General features: G+C 61.7%; 25 protein-coding genes and 1 pseudogene. 13 read left to right on the top strand and 13 right to left on the bottom strand.

Translation table 11 applies throughout. From position 1 onward, the window contains the following. Positions 1-35: 35 nt before the first annotated feature. A complete protein-coding gene (locus FJW07_RS19955; RefSeq protein WP_140654204.1) occupies positions 36-821 on the bottom strand; it encodes an SDR family NAD(P)-dependent oxidoreductase in 786 nt (261 codons plus the stop codon). 162 nt (positions 822-983) lie between these two features. Here FJW07_RS19955 and FJW07_RS19950 point away from each other — a divergent pair, with 162 nt between their 5' ends. Next, the gene (locus FJW07_RS19950; protein ID WP_140646352.1) at positions 984-1,190 is read left to right on the top strand and encodes a hypothetical protein; all 207 of its coding nucleotides are present in this window, start codon (positions 984-986) and stop codon (positions 1,188-1,190) included. Between the two features lie 230 nt (positions 1,191-1,420). Here FJW07_RS19950 and FJW07_RS19945 read toward each other — a convergent pair whose 3' ends face one another. Further along, a complete protein-coding gene (locus FJW07_RS19945) occupies positions 1,421-1,744 on the bottom strand; it encodes a hypothetical protein (RefSeq protein WP_140654202.1) in 324 nt (107 codons plus the stop codon). A gap of 210 nt (positions 1,745-1,954) precedes the next feature. On the opposite strand from FJW07_RS19945, the gene FJW07_RS31780 reads away from it, so the two are divergent. Then, on the top strand, positions 1,955-2,737 hold the full coding sequence (locus FJW07_RS31780) for a hypothetical protein (RefSeq protein WP_181182684.1): 783 nt from the start codon (positions 1,955-1,957) through the stop codon (positions 2,735-2,737). After that, entirely contained in the window at positions 2,730-3,110 is a 381-nt protein-coding gene (locus tag FJW07_RS19935; RefSeq protein ID WP_140784794.1) for a response regulator, read from the top strand. Before FJW07_RS31780 ends, FJW07_RS19935 begins: the two co-directional genes overlap by 8 nt. Before the next feature lie 11 nt (positions 3,111-3,121). On the opposite strand, the gene FJW07_RS19930 is transcribed toward FJW07_RS19935, so the two are convergent. From FJW07_RS19930 to FJW07_RS19920, 3 genes are read right to left on the bottom strand one after another with little or no spacing between them, the layout of a single operon-like run. Then, the gene (locus tag FJW07_RS19930) at positions 3,122-3,496 is read right to left on the bottom strand and encodes a response regulator (protein WP_140646346.1); all 375 of its coding nucleotides are present in this window, start codon (positions 3,494-3,496) and stop codon (positions 3,122-3,124) included. 34 nt (positions 3,497-3,530) lie between these two features. Further along, a complete protein-coding gene (locus FJW07_RS19925; RefSeq protein ID WP_140858384.1) occupies positions 3,531-7,103 on the bottom strand; it encodes a CheR family methyltransferase in 3,573 nt (1,190 codons plus the stop codon). Next, on the bottom strand, positions 7,057-8,112 hold the full coding sequence (locus tag FJW07_RS19920) for a chemotaxis protein CheB (protein ID WP_140654195.1): 1,056 nt from the start codon (positions 8,110-8,112) through the stop codon (positions 7,057-7,059). Before FJW07_RS19920 ends, FJW07_RS19925 begins: the two co-directional genes overlap by 47 nt. Before the next feature lie 334 nt (positions 8,113-8,446). On the opposite strand from FJW07_RS19920, the gene FJW07_RS19915 reads away from it, so the two are divergent. After that, positions 8,447-8,878, top strand: a complete 432-nt coding sequence (locus FJW07_RS19915; RefSeq protein ID WP_140646342.1) for a hypothetical protein — start codon at positions 8,447-8,449, stop codon at positions 8,876-8,878. A 52-nt stretch (positions 8,879-8,930) separates the two neighbouring features. On the opposite strand, the gene FJW07_RS19910 is transcribed toward FJW07_RS19915, so the two are convergent. Beyond that, positions 8,931-9,506 carry a response regulator gene (locus tag FJW07_RS19910; RefSeq protein ID WP_226892159.1) on the bottom strand — a complete coding sequence of 192 codons (576 nt, stop codon included), beginning with the start codon at positions 9,504-9,506 and terminating at the stop codon, positions 8,931-8,933. A 443-nt stretch (positions 9,507-9,949) separates the two neighbouring features. On the opposite strand from FJW07_RS19910, the gene FJW07_RS19905 reads away from it, so the two are divergent. After that, positions 9,950-10,552, top strand: coding sequence for a diguanylate cyclase (locus tag FJW07_RS19905; protein ID WP_140858382.1), 603 nt, complete (start codon positions 9,950-9,952; stop codon positions 10,550-10,552). Positions 10,553-10,721: 169 nt separating this feature from the next. Here the strand turns inward: FJW07_RS19905 and FJW07_RS19900 are convergent, their stop codons facing one another. After that, positions 10,722-10,937 (bottom strand): DUF2934 domain-containing protein, encoded by a 216-nt coding sequence (locus FJW07_RS19900; RefSeq protein ID WP_246680815.1) that lies wholly within the window; start codon positions 10,935-10,937, stop codon positions 10,722-10,724. A gap of 148 nt (positions 10,938-11,085) precedes the next feature. Here FJW07_RS19900 and FJW07_RS19895 point away from each other — a divergent pair, with 148 nt between their 5' ends. The 3 genes from FJW07_RS19895 to FJW07_RS19885 all read left to right on the top strand — a co-directional run bounded on the left by FJW07_RS19895 (position 11,086) and on the right by FJW07_RS19885 (position 12,538). Further along, the gene (locus FJW07_RS19895) at positions 11,086-11,397 is read left to right on the top strand and encodes a hypothetical protein (RefSeq protein WP_140654189.1); all 312 of its coding nucleotides are present in this window, start codon (positions 11,086-11,088) and stop codon (positions 11,395-11,397) included. 180 nt (positions 11,398-11,577) lie between these two features. Then, complete coding sequence (locus FJW07_RS19890; RefSeq protein WP_246680814.1) at positions 11,578-12,120, top strand: gamma-glutamylcyclotransferase family protein; 543 nt, start codon at positions 11,578-11,580, stop codon at positions 12,118-12,120. A 94-nt stretch (positions 12,121-12,214) separates the two neighbouring features. Further along, positions 12,215-12,538 carry a DUF982 domain-containing protein gene (locus tag FJW07_RS19885; RefSeq protein WP_246680813.1) on the top strand — a complete coding sequence of 108 codons (324 nt, stop codon included), beginning with the start codon at positions 12,215-12,217 and terminating at the stop codon, positions 12,536-12,538. A gap of 9 nt (positions 12,539-12,547) precedes the next feature. Here the strand turns inward: FJW07_RS19885 and FJW07_RS19880 are convergent, their stop codons facing one another. The 4 genes and pseudogenes from FJW07_RS19880 to FJW07_RS19870 form a co-directional block, all read right to left on the bottom strand. Next, entirely contained in the window at positions 12,548-12,802 is a 255-nt protein-coding gene (locus FJW07_RS19880; RefSeq protein WP_140858381.1) for a hypothetical protein, read from the bottom strand. A 29-nt stretch (positions 12,803-12,831) separates the two neighbouring features. Then, a pseudogene (locus FJW07_RS32385) lies at positions 12,832-12,990 on the bottom strand (DUF6766 family protein); the annotation flags it as partial. 131 nt (positions 12,991-13,121) lie between these two features. Then, the gene (locus FJW07_RS19875) at positions 13,122-13,502 is read right to left on the bottom strand and encodes a response regulator (RefSeq protein ID WP_140784798.1); all 381 of its coding nucleotides are present in this window, start codon (positions 13,500-13,502) and stop codon (positions 13,122-13,124) included. A 216-nt stretch (positions 13,503-13,718) separates the two neighbouring features. Continuing rightward, positions 13,719-13,934 (bottom strand): hypothetical protein, encoded by a 216-nt coding sequence (locus FJW07_RS19870; RefSeq protein WP_140858379.1) that lies wholly within the window; start codon positions 13,932-13,934, stop codon positions 13,719-13,721. A 370-nt stretch (positions 13,935-14,304) separates the two neighbouring features. On the opposite strand from FJW07_RS19870, the gene FJW07_RS19865 reads away from it, so the two are divergent. The 3 genes from FJW07_RS19865 to FJW07_RS19855 all read left to right on the top strand — a co-directional run bounded on the left by FJW07_RS19865 (position 14,305) and on the right by FJW07_RS19855 (position 16,789). Continuing rightward, positions 14,305-14,523: a hypothetical protein gene (locus tag FJW07_RS19865; RefSeq protein WP_140710575.1), complete on the top strand. Its 219-nt coding sequence runs from the start codon at positions 14,305-14,307 to the stop codon at positions 14,521-14,523. A 452-nt stretch (positions 14,524-14,975) separates the two neighbouring features. Next, entirely contained in the window at positions 14,976-15,719 is a 744-nt protein-coding gene (locus FJW07_RS19860) for a Crp/Fnr family transcriptional regulator (RefSeq protein ID WP_140858497.1), read from the top strand. Beyond that, positions 15,719-16,789, top strand: a complete 1,071-nt coding sequence (locus FJW07_RS19855) for an HWE histidine kinase domain-containing protein (protein WP_140858377.1) — start codon at positions 15,719-15,721, stop codon at positions 16,787-16,789. The genes FJW07_RS19860 and FJW07_RS19855 overlap by 1 nt, the downstream gene beginning before the upstream one ends. Positions 16,790-16,895: 106 nt before the next feature. Here FJW07_RS19855 and FJW07_RS19850 read toward each other — a convergent pair whose 3' ends face one another. Continuing rightward, entirely contained in the window at positions 16,896-17,813 is a 918-nt protein-coding gene (locus tag FJW07_RS19850; protein WP_140858376.1) for a hypothetical protein, read from the bottom strand. A gap of 378 nt (positions 17,814-18,191) precedes the next feature. Beyond that, the gene (locus FJW07_RS19845; protein WP_181182683.1) at positions 18,192-18,788 is read right to left on the bottom strand and encodes an isochorismatase family cysteine hydrolase; all 597 of its coding nucleotides are present in this window, start codon (positions 18,786-18,788) and stop codon (positions 18,192-18,194) included. A 416-nt stretch (positions 18,789-19,204) separates the two neighbouring features. On the opposite strand from FJW07_RS19845, the gene FJW07_RS19840 reads away from it, so the two are divergent. Both FJW07_RS19840 and FJW07_RS19835 read left to right on the top strand, forming a co-directional pair. Next, positions 19,205-19,933 (top strand): DUF4142 domain-containing protein, encoded by a 729-nt coding sequence (locus FJW07_RS19840; protein ID WP_140858372.1) that lies wholly within the window; start codon positions 19,205-19,207, stop codon positions 19,931-19,933. A gap of 14 nt (positions 19,934-19,947) precedes the next feature. Then, positions 19,948-20,547, top strand: coding sequence for a hypothetical protein (locus tag FJW07_RS19835; protein WP_140858371.1), 600 nt, complete (start codon positions 19,948-19,950; stop codon positions 20,545-20,547). The last annotated feature ends 44 nt before the right edge of the window (positions 20,548-20,591 follow it).

Here is a 20,591-nt window from a genome sequence, read left to right as displayed (position 1 = left end):
AACTGACGCTGAGCGGGAATGTCCCCGGATCATTTTCAGCCCTCTTTCGCCGAACCAGGCTCGGCCATCTCGCGGTGCTGTTCGGCCAGCGCGCCGACCGGCGTGACATGGGCGGCGGCGACCTGCATCTTGTTCTTCCAGCCGCTGACGACCTGTTCTTCGCCTGCCATCAAGGCATCGTAGCCGTCTTTCGCGACATCCGCGGGGTTGTCCTTCTCCTGCGTTCCGACCTCGGTGTCCATCATATCGGCACGCTCGAAGAAGCGCGTCTGCGTGGCCCCCGGCATCAGCACGGTCACGCTCACGCCGCTGTCTTTCAGCTCGTGGCGCATCGCGATGGCAAAGGAATCGATGAAAGCCTTGGTGCCGTTGTAGACCGCCTGGAACGTACCCGGCATGAAGCCGGCAATCGAGCCGGTGAACAGGATCCGGCCGCGGCCGCGCTCCACCATTTTGCGGCCGAGCTTATGGGCGAGATAGACGGTGCCGGTGATGTTGGTGTCGATGACGCGGCGTGCCTCGCTCCAGTCCTGGTCGACAAAGCCGCGGCCCAGGCCGCGCCCTGCATTGAGGAAGAGAAGATCGATGTCGCGATCGCCGATCTTGGCGATCAATTTGTCGGCGCCGTCCTCGCTTGCAAGGTCGGCCTCCACTGCGTCGACCGAGACGCCATGCGACTGGAGCGCCTCGGCGGCCTGCTCGATGGCCGGCTCATCGGCGACAATGGCTAGATCGTAGCCGTCCTTGGCGCAGAGTTTCGCGAGCGCCTTGCCGATGCCGCTCGAGGCGCCGGTGACGACCGCCAGTTTCCTGTTTCCCATTCGATCCTCCTGAGTGGTTCGGCCGAACATCCGGTTGGACCGAATGTTCCTCGGGCGGGTAGGATTTCGGGCAAGGAGGATTTGCGCGCGGCCGATTGCTATGCGGTCGGCCGAGGGAACCGCGTGGGCGCTCAGGCTGTTGGATCAGCAAGGAGCAATGGCATGGGACTCTTTTCCGACCTGAGCAAAAAGCTGACCGAGAACCTATATGCTCATGGAAGCTATCTGAGCGATCCGAGCGCCGACCTGCCGCGGCGGGTGGAGGAAACGGTCGATCTGCTGATGCCCTTCGTGAAGCCCGAAGCGCGGGAAACGGTCAAGCTGCAGATCCTCGGTATCATCCACGAGCATATCTTTGACGAGAAGTGACTCCGGCTCGATCCCGGAGACACTAGCCGGCGGGGGCTCTGTCACCCCGAACGTCGGGATCCGCGCTGCTTTTCGGCTTCGCGCAGCACCCGCACAATGGCGTCGACTGGAGAGGGGTGTGTTGTTGGCTGTGCTTTCCAGCGCCACAGATGACGAAACAAACGTCTCAAGCGCGGCATCGCAATTACCTCCTTGCGCCATCCAACTTGGAACGGGGAATGATGTTCCTTTCATACCTGGCGGAAGACCGCGGCGAGCAGAAACACAACCGCGGCCAGGACGACCAGCGCCACGATCACCAGCACCGGGCCATTCCTGCGCGGTTGCAGGCCGGGCGCGTTCTCTGGCGGCCGCATCGCGTTGGCAAAGCTTGTCTGGTTGGTGAAGCTCGGTTTGCGCGGCCCGGCCGGCTTGGCGGAAGTCGGGACATCGCCGGCCTCGGCATCCGTCTCCTGCGGCGCCGCCGCAGGGTCGAACCCTGGGGTCTTGTCCTGCGTCCTGCCGGCCTGGATTTCGCCGCGGGCCTCGGCGGGTGTGCGTTGGTTGGGTGACATTCGGCGCCTCCTTTGTTTCCAAACCTGCTTCCGGCCCCGCTGTTCCAACCGGGCCTTTAGGATGGATATCGATCAGGGAGCCGCCTTCGAGTTCATCGCGAGCGCTTTGGGGATGTCAGGCGCGGCTATCTAAGTCGATTCTTGAACTGGGGCGGAACTTTCGGGAGCTGGGGAGCTTTGTATCCCCAACGCGGAGACGAAGAGGCAGGAATGCAAGTTCTCGACACAGCGATACATGCCGGTACTGGACACGTGACGGTCGAATTTCTCGGCGAGGACGGGGAAAACATCGCTGTCACCATGGTTGTCTCCGACCGCTTGCCTGGCGATGCCGCGCTTGTCGATCGCGCCAAAGAGTTGATGGTTCAGTGCGCGGCATTCGGCGGCCGATCTGCGCAAGGTAGCCAGGACGGCACCGTGGATGCCGTCCGGCCCGCCGACGAGAGGCCAATCGACGTGGGCCAGGATCTCTATACATTCGAATATCGCGAGGGTGGCAGTTTGAGGCGGCTTGATGGGGTGGAATTGCCCAACGCCGAAGCTGTACATGATGAAGCGCTGCGCTCGGCGATCGATCTGCTCGACGATCCGGCTGCCGAACCTCGGCGGGAGGGCTGGGCGGTTCGGGGCGGCGACGGCGATGTAATCTTGTCCATCGCTATCGATGAGGCAAAGCGGGAAAGGCGGCCGCGGCGTTGTGATGGAGGCAAGTCTGTGAAGGATCGGACTATAAATCTCTTTATGCCCTTGCACGCGACCGCCGCCGCAAGGGGCGATGGGCTGAGGTCGCAATTCCTTCGACTGTTCGAGGCCCGCGCGGCCTTGTCAGACCTCGACGTGATCCAACTTAGCCGGGGCGAGGACGCAGGCTTGGACCAAGCCGGCCCGAATCCTATCGGCAGCCGCGCAGCCGTTTGCGGGCGAAACATTGTGCGCTTCCCTGGCCGGCGGAGTACATCAAGCCGTGTGCCAGGAGGAGGTAAGCGTGTCTGAGGAGATCGTTATGCAAGCGCCCTTGGCACTGATCATTGAAGACGAATATTTGATCGCTTGCGACGTGGCGGATGGCTTAAGGGCGCTCGGCTTCGAGGTGGCGTGCGTGGCCTCGGAACGGGCAGCCGCGACATGGCTGGACGACAACCGGCCCGATCTGGCCATCATCGACATCCAATTGCTCGACGGCCAACGGGGTACCGCCGCCGCTCGCCTCAAGGAAGCGGGTGTGCCTTTCGTCGTCCATTCGGGCTACGATCCGGCGTTCCAGTCCGCTGTCTTCCATGGCGCGCCTTTTCTGCCGAAGCCTGCGCCGATCCGGCATCTGGTCGAACTTGCGAGCCGGTTGATAGGCGATCGCACCACGTCGTAGGCCAGGCTTTCTCAGTCCGGCGCATCGCTCTTGCGGAACCGCGACACCGCTTCAATCAACAGGTTGTAATCGACCGGCTTCGACAGCTTGGGCTTGTCGCGAAACTGGTCGGGAAAGACGGTGACGCTGTCATAGCCGGTAAGGAAAATGAAAGGGACACGGCCGAGCGTGAGATGCTCGGCCAGCGGAAAGCTTTGCTCCCCCCGAAGGTTCACATCCAGCACGGCTCCGTCCAGGGCAACACCATCGATTTGTGCAAGCGCCTGTCTGACCGTAGGTGCCGGGCCGATCACTGTGCATCCTGCTTGCGTCAACCGGTCGGTGAGATCCTCCGCAAGCATAAATACGTCCTCGACCACGAGGACATTCAGGCCGGACAAGAGCATGTTGTGTCCACTCCTCATCGCTCAGCGGCAAATGTCAGCGACCTTTGCCTGACGCCAGTGGAATTTCTATGTCGCATTCAAGTCCGGAGCGTTCGAACCTTAGATCGACCTTCCCTCCCAGCTCGTACTCCAAACTCTGCTGGATGAAGCTCGTTCCGAAATTCCGCCTTGGCGGCTCTTCGACGACAGGTCCGTCGATTTCCCTCCAGCGGATCGACAGAATGCCCGGTTTGTCGGTGTTCCAGGCTACTTCGACGCGACCGTCCTCTGTCGATAGGGCCCCGTATTTCGCGGCATTGCTGGCAAGCTCGAAGAAAACCATGCCGAGTGTCGCGGCCGCGCTCGCGCCAAGCTGCAAAGGGCTTCCGAGGATGATGATATTCTGGCGCAGCTTGCTGCTGTAAGGCGACAGCACTGCCCGCAGCAACTGCTCGAGATCGGCATCTGTCCAGTTGTAGGAAGACAGCACGTCGTGCGTTCGACCCATTGCCTGCAGCCGCTGCTGGAAGGACGTGGAAAAATCGCTCATCGAACTGGATGTGCGAACCATGCGAGATGTCAGCGCGGTGATCGTGGCGAGGATATTCTTCACGCGGTGCTGCAATTCGTGCAGCAGCCTTTCCTGGCTGCGCTCGGCCTCCTTGTGGCTGGATATGTCGACCAGCGCCGCGATGGCGCCGCGGACCTTGCCCTTTTCGTCGAACAGCGGGTTGGCCGACATCATGACGTCGATTGCGGTGCCGTCTTCATGCTGGACCCTCGCTTCATAGCCGGGAATTGCCCTGCCGGTGCGCATTGTCTTGAGCAGTGGCTGGTCGTCGGTGCCTACCTTGGTTCCATTGAGCGTCAGCGGCAGGATTGCGGGCACGGATATCAGCTTGGTGCCGGCAGCGGGCCGACCCAACAGCTCCGCCGCGCGCCGGTTGGCGCGGATCTGCACGCCAGCGTCATCCTCGGCGATGAAGATGCCGATCGGCACGAGGTCGAGCAGGGTTCCGAGGCTTTCGACGCGGTTGCGCAGGTCGTGCGAGAGTGCGCCGATCGTTTTCTCGGCCTGCGTGATCTGGGTAATGTCGACGAAGGTGACGACGACGCCCGCTATGATGTTGTCGACTGTCCGGTAGGGCAGCACCCTCATGATATAGCTCTTGCCGTTGTCCATGCCCTCGATCTGCCGCTCGATCGTGCCAAGCCTTTGCAGCACCTGTTCCATGTCGGCCTGCAGGCCGTCGGCCGGGAAGCGCGGACGGACATGCGCCAGCGGCCGTCCGACATCGCTTTCCACCAGCCGGAACAGGTCGCGCGCGGTCGGTGTGAAGTTCTTGATGCAGAGGTCGCGGTCGAGGAAGACGGTGGCGATCTGCGTGCTTTCGAGCAGGTTCGCCACATCGTTGTTGGCGCGGGTGAGCTCGTCGACGCGCAGACTGAGCTCGGCATTGACGGTGTGCAACTCCTCGTTGATCGACTGGAGCTCCTCTTTCGAGGTCTCCAGTTCCTCGTTGGACGACTGCAACTCCTCGTTGATCGATGAAAGCTCCTCGTTCGAGGATTTCAGCTCCTCGTTGGAGGATTCGAGTTCCTCCGTCGTGATCTGCAGACGCTCCTTGGTTTCCCTCAGCTCCCTTTCGAGCTGGCTGACATTGGCGCTTTCAACATCGTCGGTTATGTGGATGGCCTCGTCCTCGGCTTCAGGCTTGATCCCGCCGACATCCCGGAAGATCAGCATATAGAGGGGGTCGGAAGAACCATCGCCCGGCAGCGGCTGTACAGCCAGGCTGATCGTCTGACGCCCGCCATTGGTGCCGATGCTGATCTTATTCTGGACTGCCACCTGTCCGGTGCTTACGGCCTTGTGAAGCGCGGCCCTCAGATCCATGCGCAACCCGCGACGCGCCATGGAAAAGACGCTGTGGCTGGGGGCGCCGGCAGCGAGCTCCAGATATTTGCCCGTGCCGCCTGAGCTGTGCATCATTTCGCCGGCAGCATTCACGATCACATATGCCGGCGAATAGCGCTCGACGAGCAAACGCTCCGCGATTTCCTGCAGGGTTTCGGTCGTTGCCCGCCGGCGCGCACTTGGATCCGTCGATCTCGCCGCGGCAGCGAGCGGGAATTCCGGCAACCGATGTGTGGTGGCCCCGTTGCGCCTTTGGAAGATGCGGTTTGTCTTATCTACCGTCGAGAACAGCTGTGGATGGCGCGTGACGTTCTCCGAAGAACCGAGAAGGAGATAGCCGTTGTTGCGCAATGCGTAGTGAAAGATCGGGACGATCTTTTCCTGCAGTTCCGGGCCCATATAGATCAAAAGGTTGCGGCACGCGATCAGGTCGAGCTTCGAAAAGGGCGGATCTCGCAAGAGATTGTGCGCCGAAAAAAGGCAGATCTCCCGCAAGTCGGCGGAAATGCGGTACGTACCGTCCTCGCGCGAGAAGAACTCCTTCAGCCGCTTCGGCGCAACGTCCGGCGCGATCGTCGCCGAGTAGCGACCGGCGCGCGCTACTTCCAGCGCGCGCTCGTCGATGTCGGTGGCGAAGATCTGTAAGTTGGGCGAGGCGGCGCCGCGCGGCGCGTTTTCCTTCAAGAGCATGGCGATCGAATAGGCTTCCTCGCCGGTGGCGCAGCCCGGCACCCATACCCTGATCGTCTCGCCAGGCTTGCGGCTCTCAAGCAGCCGGGGAATGACCACACGTTCGAGAGCTTCGAAAGCCTGCGGGTCCCGGAAGAAGCTGGTGACGCCGATCAACAGGTCCTGGAACAAAAGATCGACCTGCTGCGGGTCCTCGCGTAGCCGCTCATAGAAGACGGTAGGATCGTCGATCTGCAGCACCTGCATGCGGCGCTGGATGCGCCGCAAAATGGTGTTGTCCTTATAGCCGCTGAAATCATGGCCTGTGCGCGAGCGAAGCAGGGCGACGATGCGCGAAAGCTGTTCGGTCACTTCGCGCTTGCGCCGATCCCGCTCGGTTTCGGTGCGGCTCGCGTGAGTGAAATAGCTGACCAGCTTGCCGGCCATCTCCTCCGCGGGAAGCACCATGTCGACCAGGCCGCTCTGGACGGCGCTGCGCATCATCCCGTCATATTCGGCGCTCTCCTGCGCAAGGGTCAGTCCGCCGCGCTCCTTGATAGCCCTCAGGCCGACGGTGCCGTCGCTGCCGGTTCCGGAAAGAATGATTCCGGCGGCGTTCTCGGCCTGCTCCTGCGCAAGGGAGGTGAAGAAATCATCGATCGGCGCCCGTTTGTCGCGCTCGGCCGCGATCTTGACCAAGTGAAAGCGCCGCTCTTCAATCCTCACCGAAACACCTGGCGGGATCACATAGATGTTATCGGCTTTGATCTCTACGCTTTCGGCAACTGTTTGCGTTGCGATCGCGGTTGAGCGCTGGAGGATGCTGGCAAGTGCACTTTCGTGCTCGGCGTCGAGATGCTGGATGACCACGTAGGCGAAGCCGCTGTCGGCGGGCACCTCGGGAAAAAAGCTCCGCAATGCCGCGATGCCACCCGCCGATGCGCCGATGCCGACAATCGGGAAGGACGCCGGCTGTTTTTCATCGTCGGGCGAACTAACCCTTGCCTTGTGAGTACTTGCCTTCCGCGCTGACTTCGCCATTGCCCCTTACCTGAACCCGCCTGCTTTCGAGGATGCGTTCGATCACAGCGGCATCCGCCTCATATTCCTTCGCCCGCCTGCCCATTTCGGCGGCGAGTTCGGAGCGGAGCTTCGCCCGCTCCCGCTCTGCCATTCGCTTGGCAAACGCCGCCCGCTGCTGATGCGAGCGGAGCAGGCTCCACAGGATATCGTCGGCCTCCACCGCCTGCACCTCCATCACCGCGTCGGTGGTGAAGGCATGCCCGGTATGACACCGATAGCGCAGCATGTCACCGTCTTCGATCTCCCACAACGGCCCGTGACATTCCGGGCATGTAAACACTGACAATTCGCCAAGTCGATCCGCTTCTTGCATCGTCGAATGCTCCTGCGCGGCAATGGCCGCTTCCAATCTAACCACAGGCGGGGGAGGAAAGGATTCTCCGGGCGGCTCGACCGCAAGCTTTGCCAGCAAAGGGCCGAGCTCGGCCGCGGGCAGGCAGTGGTCGACGTCGACATAGCGCAGCGCGCTTTCAATCATCCCCGGCACCAGCGTGTCCTTGGGGTGCTGGACGACAGCCAGCCCGCCGACGGACTTGATGGCCCTTAACCCGGCGGTGCCGTCGGAAAGCGAACCCGAAAGCAGAACCCCGATGACACTCGCACCGTAGCTCAGCGCCGCCGAGCGGAACAAGGGGTCGATGGCCGGCCGGGCAAGGTTCTCGCGCGGGCCGCGCCGCAGCATCATATGGCCATCATGAAGGAGAAGGTGGAAGCCGGGTGGCGCCACATAGATGCAGCCAGTCCTGAACTCTTCACCGTTCCTGGCCGGCTGCGTTTCGAGTGTGCCCGCGCGGTCTAGGATCTCCGGCAGGTAGCTGACCTGGCCGATATGCACCACGACGAACGTGGCGGCCGGCAGATCGGCGGGCAGGTCGTTGACAATCCGCTTCAGCGGCTCGATCCCGCCGGCCGACGCCCCGATGACGATGATATTGTGGTTGTTCGATGGGCCATGGGAACGGGCCATTCGCCAACAAGCCTCCAAGCTTGGCTGAGAACCGCTCCGATGTAGTGATGGCGCCACCGCGGTTCAGCGGTTCAAACGACTGGTCAGATGTTCAACCCTGCAATCTGCACGAAGTTCCATTCGCTGCCGGCCCAGGCTCATCACCGCGAGGATGGCTGGAACATAGCGGAGGACTGGCAGTTCGGGTTCGCTTCAGACGCCACGCCAGGCGTTTGTCGAAGATCGGTGGGCAACACCCTGATCGGCCCGCGCCTGTCCCTCGCAGGCGCGGGCTTCCGGCCCGGCAGGTCTGCCGCGCCGTGCAGATATCGGCCTCAAACCACAGGAGACAGCAATGAAGCATCAGACCTCATATGAACTTCAATCGGTGGCAGTCGTCGACCGGCTTGGATTGATTCCGCTTGCAACGAGAACGCAGCGGATCGAGCGGTGGGCGGAACTGCTGGACCGCAATCCCCTTCGGTGCCTGTCCGCGCTAACGGGCACCGAATATGTCGATCCCGAGGTTCGCGAACGCGTGCGCGCGGACGGATCGCCGCTCGCGGTTGCGTTCGATGATCCGTTGCTGCGCGCGGCCGGCTTGCAGTCCGACACTTACGGCGAGGCGAAGCGCTTTTTCGAATTGTCCGATTGGCAATTGCATGACGTCGTGTGCAGCTGCCATGCCGGCGCTACGATGCAAGCCAGCTGGGCTGCCGCGCGGGTCCGCCGGATCATAAAAGGCAACCGGATTCTCGGCTGGCTCAGAAGCCGCCTGACGCATTGAGAATGCTGGTCGCCCGGCGAACGCAGGTCGCCGGCGGCTCGGCTGTCTGAGATCAGTGCAGCAGACAAGCTCCGCGCAACCGCGCCATCCTGCGCATGATGGTGTTCAGCCAGTCGGCGATCGACGACCCTTCGGGCCTTTTGTCGATATCTTCAAGCGCCTGTTCCAAAGTGTGCTCGACAAGGCGGTCGGAAGCGCCGGCATCGTCCAGCAGCAGACGCGCGGTGAGCCGGAGTTTGGGGAGCAGCGCTACGACGTCCTCCGCCGCGGTCGCCGGCTGCGCGAAGGTCAATGGCTCTGCAGAGGGCTCCGGCTGGAACAGCGCATCGACCACGACAGCGCGGTTTGACGACTTGCTCAGGCTGCTCGCGAAACGCAAACGCTCGGGGATGGCGATCTCGTCATACCCGCTGAAGAAGACGAAAGGCACGTTGCGCCGCATCAATTCATCCGCTACCGGGAAAACGTGGCGGCCATGCAGATTGATATCCAGAATCGCTGCGTCCGCCGCCTTTGCATGTCGCCCGGCCTGCTCCACTGTCGCTGCCGGTCCGAGGATGATAGCGCCCATGTCAGCGAAGAAAGTCGCCAGATCGCTGGCCACCAGCCACTCGTCTTCCGCGATCAAGAGGTGAAGTCCCCTGAGGTTTCGCACACGAAGCTCCTTAGTTCATATTCTCATTGTGGTGAGACCTCAGTCGCGGGGCATGCCGCGTCGATACCAGGCGCGTATATCCACGAGGTCGCAGGGAACCCAATTGGTAGAACGCGGCGGTGGGTGAACCGTTCCAGCCGTTCACTGCGCGCGCTTCGATCCGGATCCGACAGGCATGGAACCATTCCGTCGGCCTGCGGTTCGGCGTGAGGTCGGCCGGGAACCATGACTATGACTTCGCACGGCGAAGCTCCCAGGGACGACAACGGGTCGAAAATGCCGAATGTGTCCGCGACCTTCCGGAAAGAGCGAGAATTCCAAGCGGGTTGGTGCTGGCGCTGATGCTGAAATACGGCAACGAGCCGATCGCGAGGCTGCAAAGCTCGAGCGCGACGCGGAGAATAGGGAGACACGCGGTGCTAGCTGATCCGATGGTGCTCATCCTAATGTATTTCGTCTTGCCGGTCTGGCTGATTGCGGGCTTTGCCGACTGGCTCTGCCATCGCGCCACCCACATCGAATCGACGACCGGTGCGAAGGAATCGCTCATTCATTTGCTGATGTTTGCCGAGGTTGGAATCCCGCTGCTTGCGGCAATGTTCCTGGAGGTGAATGCCTTGGTGATCGCCGTGATGATCGTCACCTTCTTCGTCCACGAAGCGACGGCGCTGTGGGACGTTCGCTATGCGACCACCGCGCGCACGGTGAGCCCGATCGAGCAGCATGTGCACAGCTTCCTGGAAATGATCCCGCTGATGGGTCTGGTCATCGTGGTGGCGCTGCATTGGGACCAATTCCTGGCTCTGTTCGGCGCCGGAACGGAAAAGGCTCGCCTCGATCTGACCTGGAAAGAACAGCAACTGCCGGTGACATATATTGGCGCCGTGATGATCGTCATCGTGCTGTTCGAACTGCTGCCCTATGTGGAGGAGTTCTTCAGAGGTTTGCGCGCCAACTCAGGCCGGCTGGTGCCTGCCAAGGCCAGACGGCATGAGCCCGGCGACACCGCGACGCGGTGAGGTTAGCTATCCTCTCAGCCATTCTGGTCGATAGCGTGCGGCGATGGCTGCTGGGCGCCACCGCGCGGGCGTCCGCCGTTTTGGTCAAACCAGACCCATAGCGCGACCAGAACGATCACCAGAATGCCAAGTGCATTTAGGATACGACGCATCCGCAGGCCGAGGTGCTTCAGCCGCCCGGCCCGTTGGCGGCAGGGTCGGAGCCGACGCCAACTGCGGGATCGGGCGCCACCGGGCCGCACTCGACTTCCGAACCTTCCGGCTCGATCTCCTGGCCGGCTTGATCCCAGTGTTCCTGCTGGCGGCCCTCGGGGCGGCCTTCACGCTCCCAGATTTCATGGGCGCGTTGCCTGATGCGTTCTTCCCCGTCCATGACGAGCCTCATTTCGCTCCTCCGGTGGCGCTGCCCGCGTCTAATTGATTGCCTGGACGTTTGTTCCGCCCGGTCAAAACTTGGGTGCCATCTATCGTGCTGGATCGGGAACGTCGCCTTCGCGCCATTGTTACTTCTCCATGAGAAATGGAGATCAGCCATGAACAATCAGAACCGCCGCGAGACGGGGGCCACAAAATATCCCGCTAATAGCGATCCGGATCCTGCCGACCAATTTTCGCAGGAAGCTGCCGAGAATGAAAAGCCTCGCGAAGGCATGGGTCTCACCAGACGACAGGGCGAGGTCGAGGACAGGACCCATCAGTCGGAGGGCCGCAATCCGCCGCGCCAGACCACGCCCAGCCCGGCCACGCAAAAGAGTTCAGGGGCCGGTCCCTCTGTCGCGGAGCATTCCAAGGACGCCAAGGCGCCGAGGAGTGGTCGTCAGTCCGGCGCCTACGTGAAGGAATGAACTGCGCCGCGGTCGTCGCGGAACATAGCCATGACTTCTAAGTTCAGGGACTGCCGCCGCCGACGATCCGGCGGCGGATTGTGAGGCTCTGGAACCGTCCGGAGCCGCCGCAACCATGGCGAATCGATACTATGGACAAAGCAGCGTCACGCGAGTACCTGCGAGAACGGGCGGCGGCCGTTGGGCCGCCTTCGCTACTTGCTGGAGAGAACCAACGGGTGCATCTCGACCAACGCGACAGGCTTCGCCGCCGGTCAAAGCCCGTCGATTGAGATGTCCAGCCGACCATTGGCCGAGAACGTGTTCGTGTTCGGCACTTTGAAAAGAGGCTTTCCGCTCCACGATGAAGGCCTGTCGGGCGCGCGATTTATCGGCCCGTGCCGTACCAAACAGCGATATCCGATGCTGATCGCAGGGCCACGCTTCGCCCCGATGATGTTCAATGAGCCCGGGAGCGGCCTTCATGTCAGCGGCGAGCTTTATATCGTCGACGAATGCGTTCTGGCGAAGCTCGATAGCATTGAGTCAATCGGCAAACCGGGGAACTTTCGCATTCTGATCGAGATCGATCCTGTCGCGGACGGGTCAAGCACGCTGGCACATGTCTACATGAAGTCTCGCAGCCTTGCTGATCCGATCCAATCCGGATTGCTCGACCGCTACGAGGATCGGCGTTTCATCCGGGAGGACCCGGCAAAGCCCGGCCCGCGATGTTGTCCGTGACACAGGATTGCGGGGCCGGGCCCAGCCTAGGTGAGGGCACAAAGGCCAAATCAACATTGCCCCATGAATGACGGCACTGCGTTAACATAGGTTGTTGATTGCGGCGGCAATTACGCGCTTCTTTTTGTGCGAAATCGTCAGCGGCAAAACGATCATGCGCAAAGAACGCATCAAACGTTTTCGCAAACCGGTTATCGTGCAGCCCGGCAGGGTCGATCGTGATCGGGTGGTGGTCACTGTGCTGGATGCTGCCGACATCCTTCTGCATACTTGGCCGCAACCGGACTCCAGCGCGCGACATCATGCAATCAGGGCATGTTTGTCGGTGTTGCGGGACGGAAAGCCTCCACGCGTGGCACGCCAGGCCTTCGTCGCCGCCGCAAAAGACGCAAGGATTTTCCTTGGTGACAAGACTTAAGGTCGGCCGCTATTTTCGCCTGCGAGCCCCTCTCCCGGCGCCTTGAGCATTTCGCCAGAGCGGATAAAGGCTTCTGTCGCTCTCGATCCTGTCCAGCAGCACGCGGGATTGCTGCAGCAGAATTTGGGCCTGGGCAATGGCCGAGCCGGTTTCATCCATCAGACGCTCCGCGCGCATGCGTGTCCGGAGAAGGTCTTCCAGGTACAATTGAATGCTATGCGAGCGAAATTCATCCATAGCGCCGAACAGCGAAGCAAGCCGCATGTTCCATTCAGTCGATGAGCCCGTGGTCATCAGACAGAATGGCGACCACGACGAACGGTGGTGCCCCGGCTGTCAGTGACCCGTTTCGCATGTGGCGCATGTACTGGCTTGCTCTCGGGGGAGCCGCGCTCTCTCAGCCAGATAGCCAACAGCACCAGGACGCCCGTCGACAAAAATTCGCTCTGCCAAGGCGATCATCAGCTCCAACGCACCATCCAGGCATGGTTGCGATGCAGGCGTAGCGCTAGGCGCGCACCCGTCGCCGTCCCTCCACAGCCGCTGTCGACCTTAAGCAGCCATGCAAAACGGCAACAGGCTGCTATTGCGTTTGAGCGTCTCCCAGCGCCTTGGAAATGGCGCCGACGATTTGCCGGAGCTGCACCGGCTTCTGCAGCCGCTCGATGTCGTCGAACCGGTCGGGGATCACCTCCTGATCGTAGCCGGTGATGAAAACGAACGGGATACGGATATCCTTGAGGGAATCGGCCAGGCTGAATGACGGCCCGGGCCCGAGGTTGATATCGAGTAGAACCGCATGGGGGCGCCGCTCTTCGAGTTCAGCCCTTGCAGCCCGATCGGATGGACATGGCCCGATGACCTCGGCGCCGGCGCAGCGCAACGCGCGCGCCGCCTCGAGGGCGATGTAATATTCGTCCTCCACGACCAGCACAGTGCGGCCGCCGAGATCAGATCCTCCCATCACAGCCAGTGCTCCTCCAAACACCGTGTCACCCTTAGGAGCGCTTCTTGCTGCCCCTGGCGACCGCCAAATTGACGCGGCGGATGACTCCCTTTGTCATCTTTCCGCAATCCAGCCTCCCGCTCCAATATTGGCATGACGATATTACTGGTCGACGCATGTCGGAGCGGAAAGGAATATGGCTCAGCGTCGCGAAATCTCAATGGCAGCGCATCTTCAGATACCATTTGCGTCTGTTTCCTCGCGTGCTGGGTTCTGCAACGCCTGCTTGAAGCCCTCGATCAACGCCGGCGGGCAGGGTTCGCCCTTGGGGAGATTTTCGTAAAGCGACCGGACGATGTGCTCGATCGGCACCGCCAGATCGGACAGCGAGAGCTCACGCGCTACAGCCGTGATTTCGCAAAAACCAGAGCCGTTGGGAGCGGAGATCATTGTGTTCTTCTTATTGTTCGGCTGAACGCCTTGCGGGCGATCCCAGGCGCCATTTCGACCGGGTCCGCCGGTGACGCTGAAGATATCTGCGCTCGGCGCCGGTGCCCGACATAACGCAGTTAAAGCGACTCTTTCCCGGTTCGGATAAATTTCAGCCCTGGCTTGACAAAACGGCGGCAGCCAAAGAGAGCCGGAGGGCCCGCCTAACTCTACCCCAGGCGAGGCGGGCCCTTTCTCCCGATCGGACCCTTGCCGCGCCGAAGCTTCCAAAGAATTTCCGCCTTCCTCTCATGGGTTAATGCGTGGCCGCGAGGCCGGGCGCAATTATCGACTGCAAGACAGCAAAAGCGCGGCTAAGGGAGGTTGCGGCGTGATCAAATATCATCCTGTGCGGCTCAACGAACTCATCGAACATTACATGGAAACGCGTTCCTCGAACCGCTCGCCGGTGTCCGTGGCCGCGGCCACGCGTGCCATCTTGACGGTCATGCCGGATTGCTCGGTCGAGAGCCCGCAATTGAGCAACATGATCGCGCGATCGGCCGTAAAGCACGGCCATGTCGTGAGCTTCGACTTGATGGGCATCTGATCCGGCGACGACCCTTCAGCGGTGCCGGCAATGGCTGGCGTGTCATTTCCGGTATGTAACGCGCCAGTTCCATAGGATCGTAAGGCTTCTCAAGTCTGCGACTTTCGCGCCGTAGCCGGTGGCGAAAACCAGCGGCAGCCGCCGGCAAAGTCGACGGTTGCGGCCAGGTCCAGAGGGAGGACGGCGGCGTCGACGCGATCATGACAGGCTTCCATCGCTTCATAGTTGGTCGCGACAGGACCGATGACAGCCAGACCGAGCGCAGCGAGCGCTTTGGTGATATCCTGTCCCAGAAAAATGCTTGTCTTCCATCTCGAGCACGCGAGCACCGGCGACCTTCTAATCCATTGGCCTGCCTCCCCCGACGGCGAGTCGCCGCGCCCATGCTCGACATTAACATAGGTAAGGTCGCCGGCGGATCATTCTGTGTACCACGGGACAAGAGGATAAGGATGAGGCGACCTCTGATCCGCAAGCTCGAGAAATTCACGCGGCTTTCGCATGCCGACAAGGAGATGCTGGTCAAAATCGCGGCGCAACGCGTCCGGCGCTTCTCCGCCCGAGAAGACATTATCCATGAAGGCGAGAAACCTGAATTCATCAATCTGATCAACGAGGGCTGGGCCTACCGCTATAAGACCCTCGAAGACGGACGCCGGCAGATCATTGCGTTTTTCCTCCCCGGCGATCTGTGCGATCTCAACGTCTTCATCCTCAAGGAAATGGACCACTCGATCGGTGCCATCACGCCGGTCGTAGTCTCGGAAATTTCACGCGCCGCTTTCGACGAGATGATGATCCGGCACCCGCGCATCACTCAGGCACTGTGGTGGGAATTGCTCGTCGCGGCGGCCATCCAGCGCGAGTGGACGGTCAACCTCGGCCAGCGCGATGCGCTCGAGCGGATGGCGCATCTGTTATGCGAGTTGTTCATCCGGCTGGAGGCTGCCGGCTGCACAAGCAGTAGCAGTTGCGAATTCCCGTTGACGCAGACGGAGTTGGGCGAGACGCTGGGTATGTCGACGGTTCACGTCAATCGTACGCTGCAAGAGTTGCGCGCTTCGAATCTCATTGTGCTGAAGGACAGGACGCTCACCATTCCCAATCTCCAGGCATTGCAGGACGTCGCGCTTTTCAATCCCAACTATTTGCATCTCGATCGCGAAGGCAGGCATCTCGATGCTAATGAGGAGTGATGTCCAAGGGCCCGCCCAACAAGCCGCTTGAACGCGGTCTGGCCAATGTCAACGCGGCCATGCGCGAGCATGCGCGTGCCGAGGCCCGACTGCGTGACGGCGAGGAGAACCTGCAGGATTTCGGAGAGGCCGCCTCGGACGTATTGTGGATCCGCAACGCCGAGACGCTGCAGTGGGAATACCTGACGCCCGCCTTCGATGCCATTTACGGGATGAGCCGTGAACAGGCCTTGGCCGGCAACCACTTCGCCACCTGGATCGAGCTTATCGTGCCCGAAGATCGCGAGTATGTGCTGGGCCAGATCGAGCGCATTCGCGAGGGCGAACGCGCGACCTTCGAATACCGCATATGCCGGCCAGCCGACAACGAGATACGCTGGCTGCGCGATGCCGATTTTCCGATGCGCGATGAAGCGGGAAAGGTCGCCCATATCGGTGGCGTCGGCCAGGACATCACGCGTCAGCGGGAAGCCGAGGAACGGCAGCAGGCGCGCTTCGCTGAATTGCAGCATCATGCGCGCAACACGCTGGCGGTCATCCGTTCGATCGTGCGGCGTACGATGGAAAAGAGCGAATCGCTGGACGAGGCGGCGGCTCATCTGGAGGGTCGCATCAACGCTTTCGCCCGTGTGCAGGCAGCCATCACGCGGCGCCCGTCCATCGGCATCAATCTGGCGTCGATCGTCGCGGAAGAATTGCGCGCCGCAGGTGGCCGGGAAGACGAGAACCTGATGATCAAAGGTCCGTCCGTGGCTCTGGCGCCCAAGGCCGCCGAGACAATGGGGCTGGCCATTCACGAGCTGGCGACGAATGCCCTGAAGTACGGAGCACTTTCAAGTCGCGCGGGCCGCATCGACATCGAATGGCAGCTGGAAGAAGACACGCTCCGCTTCACATGGACAGAAAGCAGTCCCCATGATTTCAGCCCCGCTGAGCGGCGCGGCTTCGGCCTGGAGGTGCTGGAGCACACCTTGCCTTACGAGCTCGGAGCGACGGTGGATTTGCGGATCGCTCCGAGCGGTCTCAATTTCATGGCTGTCATCCCGCTTGAGGCCATCGGCAGCCAGTAGCACCACGGGCGGCGGCTGAATTGCCCTTCTATTCTTTGTTTCAAAACAATTCCGAGAGGAAAGCCGCTCACACTTTCCTGGAATGCTCCAGGCCCGGCGATATCCGTCAGCCGTTTCGCAAAAAGCGGGCCTCGTCCTCATCTCTCTGGCGGCCACCAAGCACTCCGGCGACGGCCGCGATGAAGGCGCCGATTACCAGAGACAAAGCTCCGATCAGCGCGGTCGTGGCGCTTGCCTTGCGAGCCTTATCGGCGGCCGTCTTGGCCTTGTTCTTGGCATCCTCGATCCGCGCCAAGACGTCGTCGACCCGCTTCAGCGCATCAGCCTGTGGAAGACCCGTGCGCGACGCTACCAGGCGGGCGAGATAAGCCTTGTCGTCCGCGCTCATTTCCCCGTTCGCGGCGCCGACCGCCAGTATGCGTGATGCCTGGGCCGTGGTGTCCGCGGTGTTCTGGGGCGCGCCAGCCGCGGGAGGCGCGGCAGCGGCTGCGTTGTCGGCCGGCCGGAACAACGAGTCGACGAAGTATCCGGCCAAGTCATTGGCGGATGGCGACTGCGCCGAGGCCCGCGAAGCCGCGCCGGTGGCGGCGCCGCTCAACAAGCCGGTCGCGGCCTGGGTGCCTGCGCCGACAATCCCCGAGATCGCCGAACCAAGGACGGTCGCCACCAGCAAGGTAGCCAAGGCCCAAGCGAGGAAGCCATGCGCCGTATCACGGAAATACACCTCGTCGGTGTGGACGTTGACCCATTTGGTGCGAAGCCGCCCGGCAATATAGCCTCCCAGCGCGGATGAGAGCCATTGCACGATGACAAGCCAGATCGCGGTCGAGACCGCAAATGTCGTCAGGGAGGCGCTGCCCCAGGGCGACATCATGGTCAGGCCAAGCCCGGACCCTACGAGCATCAGGACGACTGTAAGGGTTGAGGCCGCAAAAGCGCCGGCCACAATGGGACCCCAACTGACCGCGGAGCTCGACGTTTCGATTGCGGCCGGTTCATCGACCCCGGAAAATGCATTGGTCATCGTCGGGCTCCTAACGCGCGAAAAGCATCAAAAGAATGATGATCGGGATTGGAACGCCGAGCAGCCAGAGCAGAATACCTCGTCCCATTTCTTCCTCCTGGAAATCATGTTCAGATGCTTGTACCTAATTCCCGGATTTGGCTTTCGTTCCTTTCGACGGATGAAGCGCCGACTTGATCCAAAGCTGGGGGCTTCAGCGGGCAAAGCCCGCCCGCAAGGGGGAACGGGCGGGCCTCGATCAGACAATTGAGGCCTGAGATGGCGCATGGGGACGCGACATGCGCCATCGCCGGTCGAACTGAGGTTTTGCCTAGATATTCCCGGAGAACTCAGCAATCAGGACAGTCAAAATGGCCGTACCAACATCGCTCAAGGCGGCTAATGCCAGTATCCAAGAATAGCGTCTACCGGCGCCACCTCGACATGGTGGGAGTAGCGCTTGGTGAAGAGCTTCAGGATGTTTTCATAGGCTTCATCGGACGTGCTGCAAATGGCGTCCTCCGCCAAGATCGTTCGATAGTCGAGATCGACAGAGCCGAGCAAGGTCGCCAGAACGCACATGTCGGCCTCGCCGCCGCTGACGATGACCTCCTCGACGCCTTCGGACTGAAGCACGCGAGCAAGTTCGCCGCTCAGCCACGGTGAATAGATCGGTTTATCGAACAGGCAAGCCGGCGGGATGTGGATGGCAAGCTCGGGCAGAAGTTCGACCATCTCCTTGCCGGCCCTTGCGATCGTCATCTCCGCCAGATGCTCATATTCCACTGACCATGGCCTTTGCCCGGATTCCACGCCGGGATGAACCTGGTGAAGATCGTGGCTTCCGGTCGCTTGCGCACCAGCCTGTGAACTTGTGGCAGGCAGCCATTCGACCGCCCAAGGCCCCAGCGGCGTGACATCTGCTGCATGTCTACGCAGATATGGACGGCTTTCTCCGAGATCGGTGAGAGCGCTGCCAAAGTATTTTGCCTTCAAATCGCGGCGCGTTCGATATCGCGAGAAGCAGTTCGCGTGTCGAAATCCCGCGGCAGGCCGGACTCTCTGATGCGACAGGCTAAGACGCGTATTGCGCGTGCGACCGATACATCTTGATGGGTTCGAATTCCCTCGCGTGCGCCTTGGCCATGGCCGCGCACCGTTCGCGTTCGAGAAGGCGCGAGATCATGGAGGGTACAAACCGACGCCGCGCCCTCCAGCTCGCGGAGGCAGAGCCCAACGGGTGGGCTGAAGCATCTAACTTGCCGTCCAAGCCACTTCGACACCAAACGGATCCAACTCACGATCCGCCCGGCCGCGGCCGGGCTATTTTTCAGAGCATGGAATGAGGCGCCTGGGGAACAAAGGGCAAGAACGGTTGTTCGGTGCCACCAAGACTAAAGGAGCCTTGCCCCATGAGCACGCGGACATTCTTTATCCCATCGGCGGCCGCTGCGTTGATGCTTGCCTTTCCGGCCTTCGCGGCCGATGACGCGCAGACCTTCGTCAACAAGGCAGCCATCGGCGGGATGTTCGAAGTGGATTCGAGCAAAATCGCGCAGGACAACGCGAAGGATCAGCAGATCAAGAATTTCGCCAGGCGGATGATCACCGATCACGGCGCGGCGAACGCCAAGCTGCAGAAGATCGCCGGCGAGCAGAAGTTGCAGGTACCGGCGCAATCCGATGCCGAGCATAAGAGCGATCTGGAACGATTGCAGAGCACGACGGCCTCACTGGACCAGCCCTACGTAGAGATGCAGCGCAAAGCGCATGCAGACGCAGTCGGCCTGTTCGAGGCGTACGCCAAGGATGGAGACAATTCCGCCCTCAAATCTTTCGCGGCGGAGACGCTGCCGACGCTGAAGATGCATCAGGACATGATCGAGAAGATCGCCGGCGGCAGCGCGGGCATGCCGGCGGTTAAATCGGCATCGACGCCCAAACCATCCGCTCCTGTCCCCGGCGCGAACAGCTTCACCGAAGCGCAGGCGAAGAAGCGCATCGAGGATGCCGGCTACGGGGACGTCTCGGCGCTCGCCAAGGACGAACAGGGCATCTGGCGCGGTCAGGCGACGAAGGACGGCAAGGGCACCGCCGTTGCGCTCGACTATCAGGGCAACGTCTTTGCCAGCCAACAATAAACAGGAGAACCGACATGCAAACGATCACCGCTCTGTTTGACGAGTATGACGACGCCGCTGACGCCGTGGGCGCGCTGGAGTCCATCGGCGTCGCGTCATCCGACATCAGCATCATGGCCAACAATGCCCGCGGCTGGTACCAGAACACGCAATCCCCAGCCTCCGAGGATGCCGCAAGCGGCGCCGGCATCGGCGCGGTCGTGGGTGGCGCTGGCGGCCTGGCAACAGGCCTGGGTGCCATGGCAATACCGGGCGTCGGGCCGGTGGTCGCGGCGGGCTGGCTGGCGGCAACGGCCGCGGGCGCCGTCGCCGGAGCGATTGTGGGCGGCGTCGCCGGCGGCATCATCGGCAGCCTGACGGATGCCGGCGTGCCGGAGGAAGACGCGCATGTCTATGCCGAAGGCGTCCGCCGCGGCGGCACGCTGGTGACGGCTCGCGTCGAGGACGACCTCGCCTCGGAAGCCCGGGAAGTTCTCCGCAGCTCCGCGTCAGTCAACATCGCCGACCGCCGTAGTGAATACCAGGCGGGCGGATGGGCAGCGTTCGACCCGGCTGCCGGCGATTATTCGGCTGAAGATGTCGAGCGCGAGGCTGCGCGACGGCGGGAAGCATGAGCGTCGCCGGCGCCTGCGGTGCAACAGCAAAGCCCGTCAGGAGT

Origin of the sequence: Mesorhizobium sp. B3-1-9 (genome assembly GCF_006439595.1) — a bacterium.
Lineage (GTDB): Bacteria > Pseudomonadota > Alphaproteobacteria > Rhizobiales > Rhizobiaceae > Mesorhizobium.
Note: the sequence above shows the minus strand (reverse complement) of the source record. Positions and strands in the feature narration are given on the sequence as shown.

Coding starts and splice junctions, on each gene's coding strand:
- FJW07_RS19860 (WP_140858497.1), top strand. CDS start 14,976: ATGAGGCGACCTCTGATCCGCAAGCTCGAGAAATTCACGCGGCTTTCG.
- FJW07_RS19945 (WP_140654202.1), bottom strand. CDS start 1,744: ATGTCACCCAACCAACGCACACCCGCCGAGGCCCGCGGCGAAATCCAG.
- FJW07_RS19955 (WP_140654204.1), bottom strand. CDS start 821: ATGGGAAACAGGAAACTGGCGGTCGTCACCGGCGCCTCGAGCGGCATC.
- FJW07_RS19930 (WP_140646346.1), bottom strand. CDS start 3,496: ATGCTCTTGTCCGGCCTGAATGTCCTCGTGGTCGAGGACGTATTTATG.
- FJW07_RS31780 (WP_181182684.1), top strand. CDS start 1,955: ATGCAAGTTCTCGACACAGCGATACATGCCGGTACTGGACACGTGACG.
- FJW07_RS19880 (WP_140858381.1), bottom strand. CDS start 12,802: ATGCGGCTTGCTTCGCTGTTCGGCGCTATGGATGAATTTCGCTCGCAT.
- FJW07_RS19950 (WP_140646352.1), top strand. CDS start 984: ATGGGACTCTTTTCCGACCTGAGCAAAAAGCTGACCGAGAACCTATAT.
- FJW07_RS19895 (WP_140654189.1), top strand. CDS start 11,086: ATGAACAATCAGAACCGCCGCGAGACGGGGGCCACAAAATATCCCGCT.
- FJW07_RS19840 (WP_140858372.1), top strand. CDS start 19,205: ATGAGCACGCGGACATTCTTTATCCCATCGGCGGCCGCTGCGTTGATG.
- FJW07_RS19875 (WP_140784798.1), bottom strand. CDS start 13,502: ATGGGAGGATCTGATCTCGGCGGCCGCACTGTGCTGGTCGTGGAGGAC.
- FJW07_RS19870 (WP_140858379.1), bottom strand. CDS start 13,934: ATGATCTCCGCTCCCAACGGCTCTGGTTTTTGCGAAATCACGGCTGTA.
- FJW07_RS19900 (WP_246680815.1), bottom strand. CDS start 10,937: ATGAGGCTCGTCATGGACGGGGAAGAACGCATCAGGCAACGCGCCCAT.
- FJW07_RS19920 (WP_140654195.1), bottom strand. CDS start 8,112: ATGGCCCGTTCCCATGGCCCATCGAACAACCACAATATCATCGTCATC.
- FJW07_RS19835 (WP_140858371.1), top strand. CDS start 19,948: ATGCAAACGATCACCGCTCTGTTTGACGAGTATGACGACGCCGCTGAC.
- FJW07_RS19850 (WP_140858376.1), bottom strand. CDS start 17,813: ATGACCAATGCATTTTCCGGGGTCGATGAACCGGCCGCAATCGAAACG.
- FJW07_RS19925 (WP_140858384.1), bottom strand. CDS start 7,103: ATGGCGAAGTCAGCGCGGAAGGCAAGTACTCACAAGGCAAGGGTTAGT.
- FJW07_RS19855 (WP_140858377.1), top strand. CDS start 15,719: ATGTCCAAGGGCCCGCCCAACAAGCCGCTTGAACGCGGTCTGGCCAAT.
- FJW07_RS19915 (WP_140646342.1), top strand. CDS start 8,447: ATGAAGCATCAGACCTCATATGAACTTCAATCGGTGGCAGTCGTCGAC.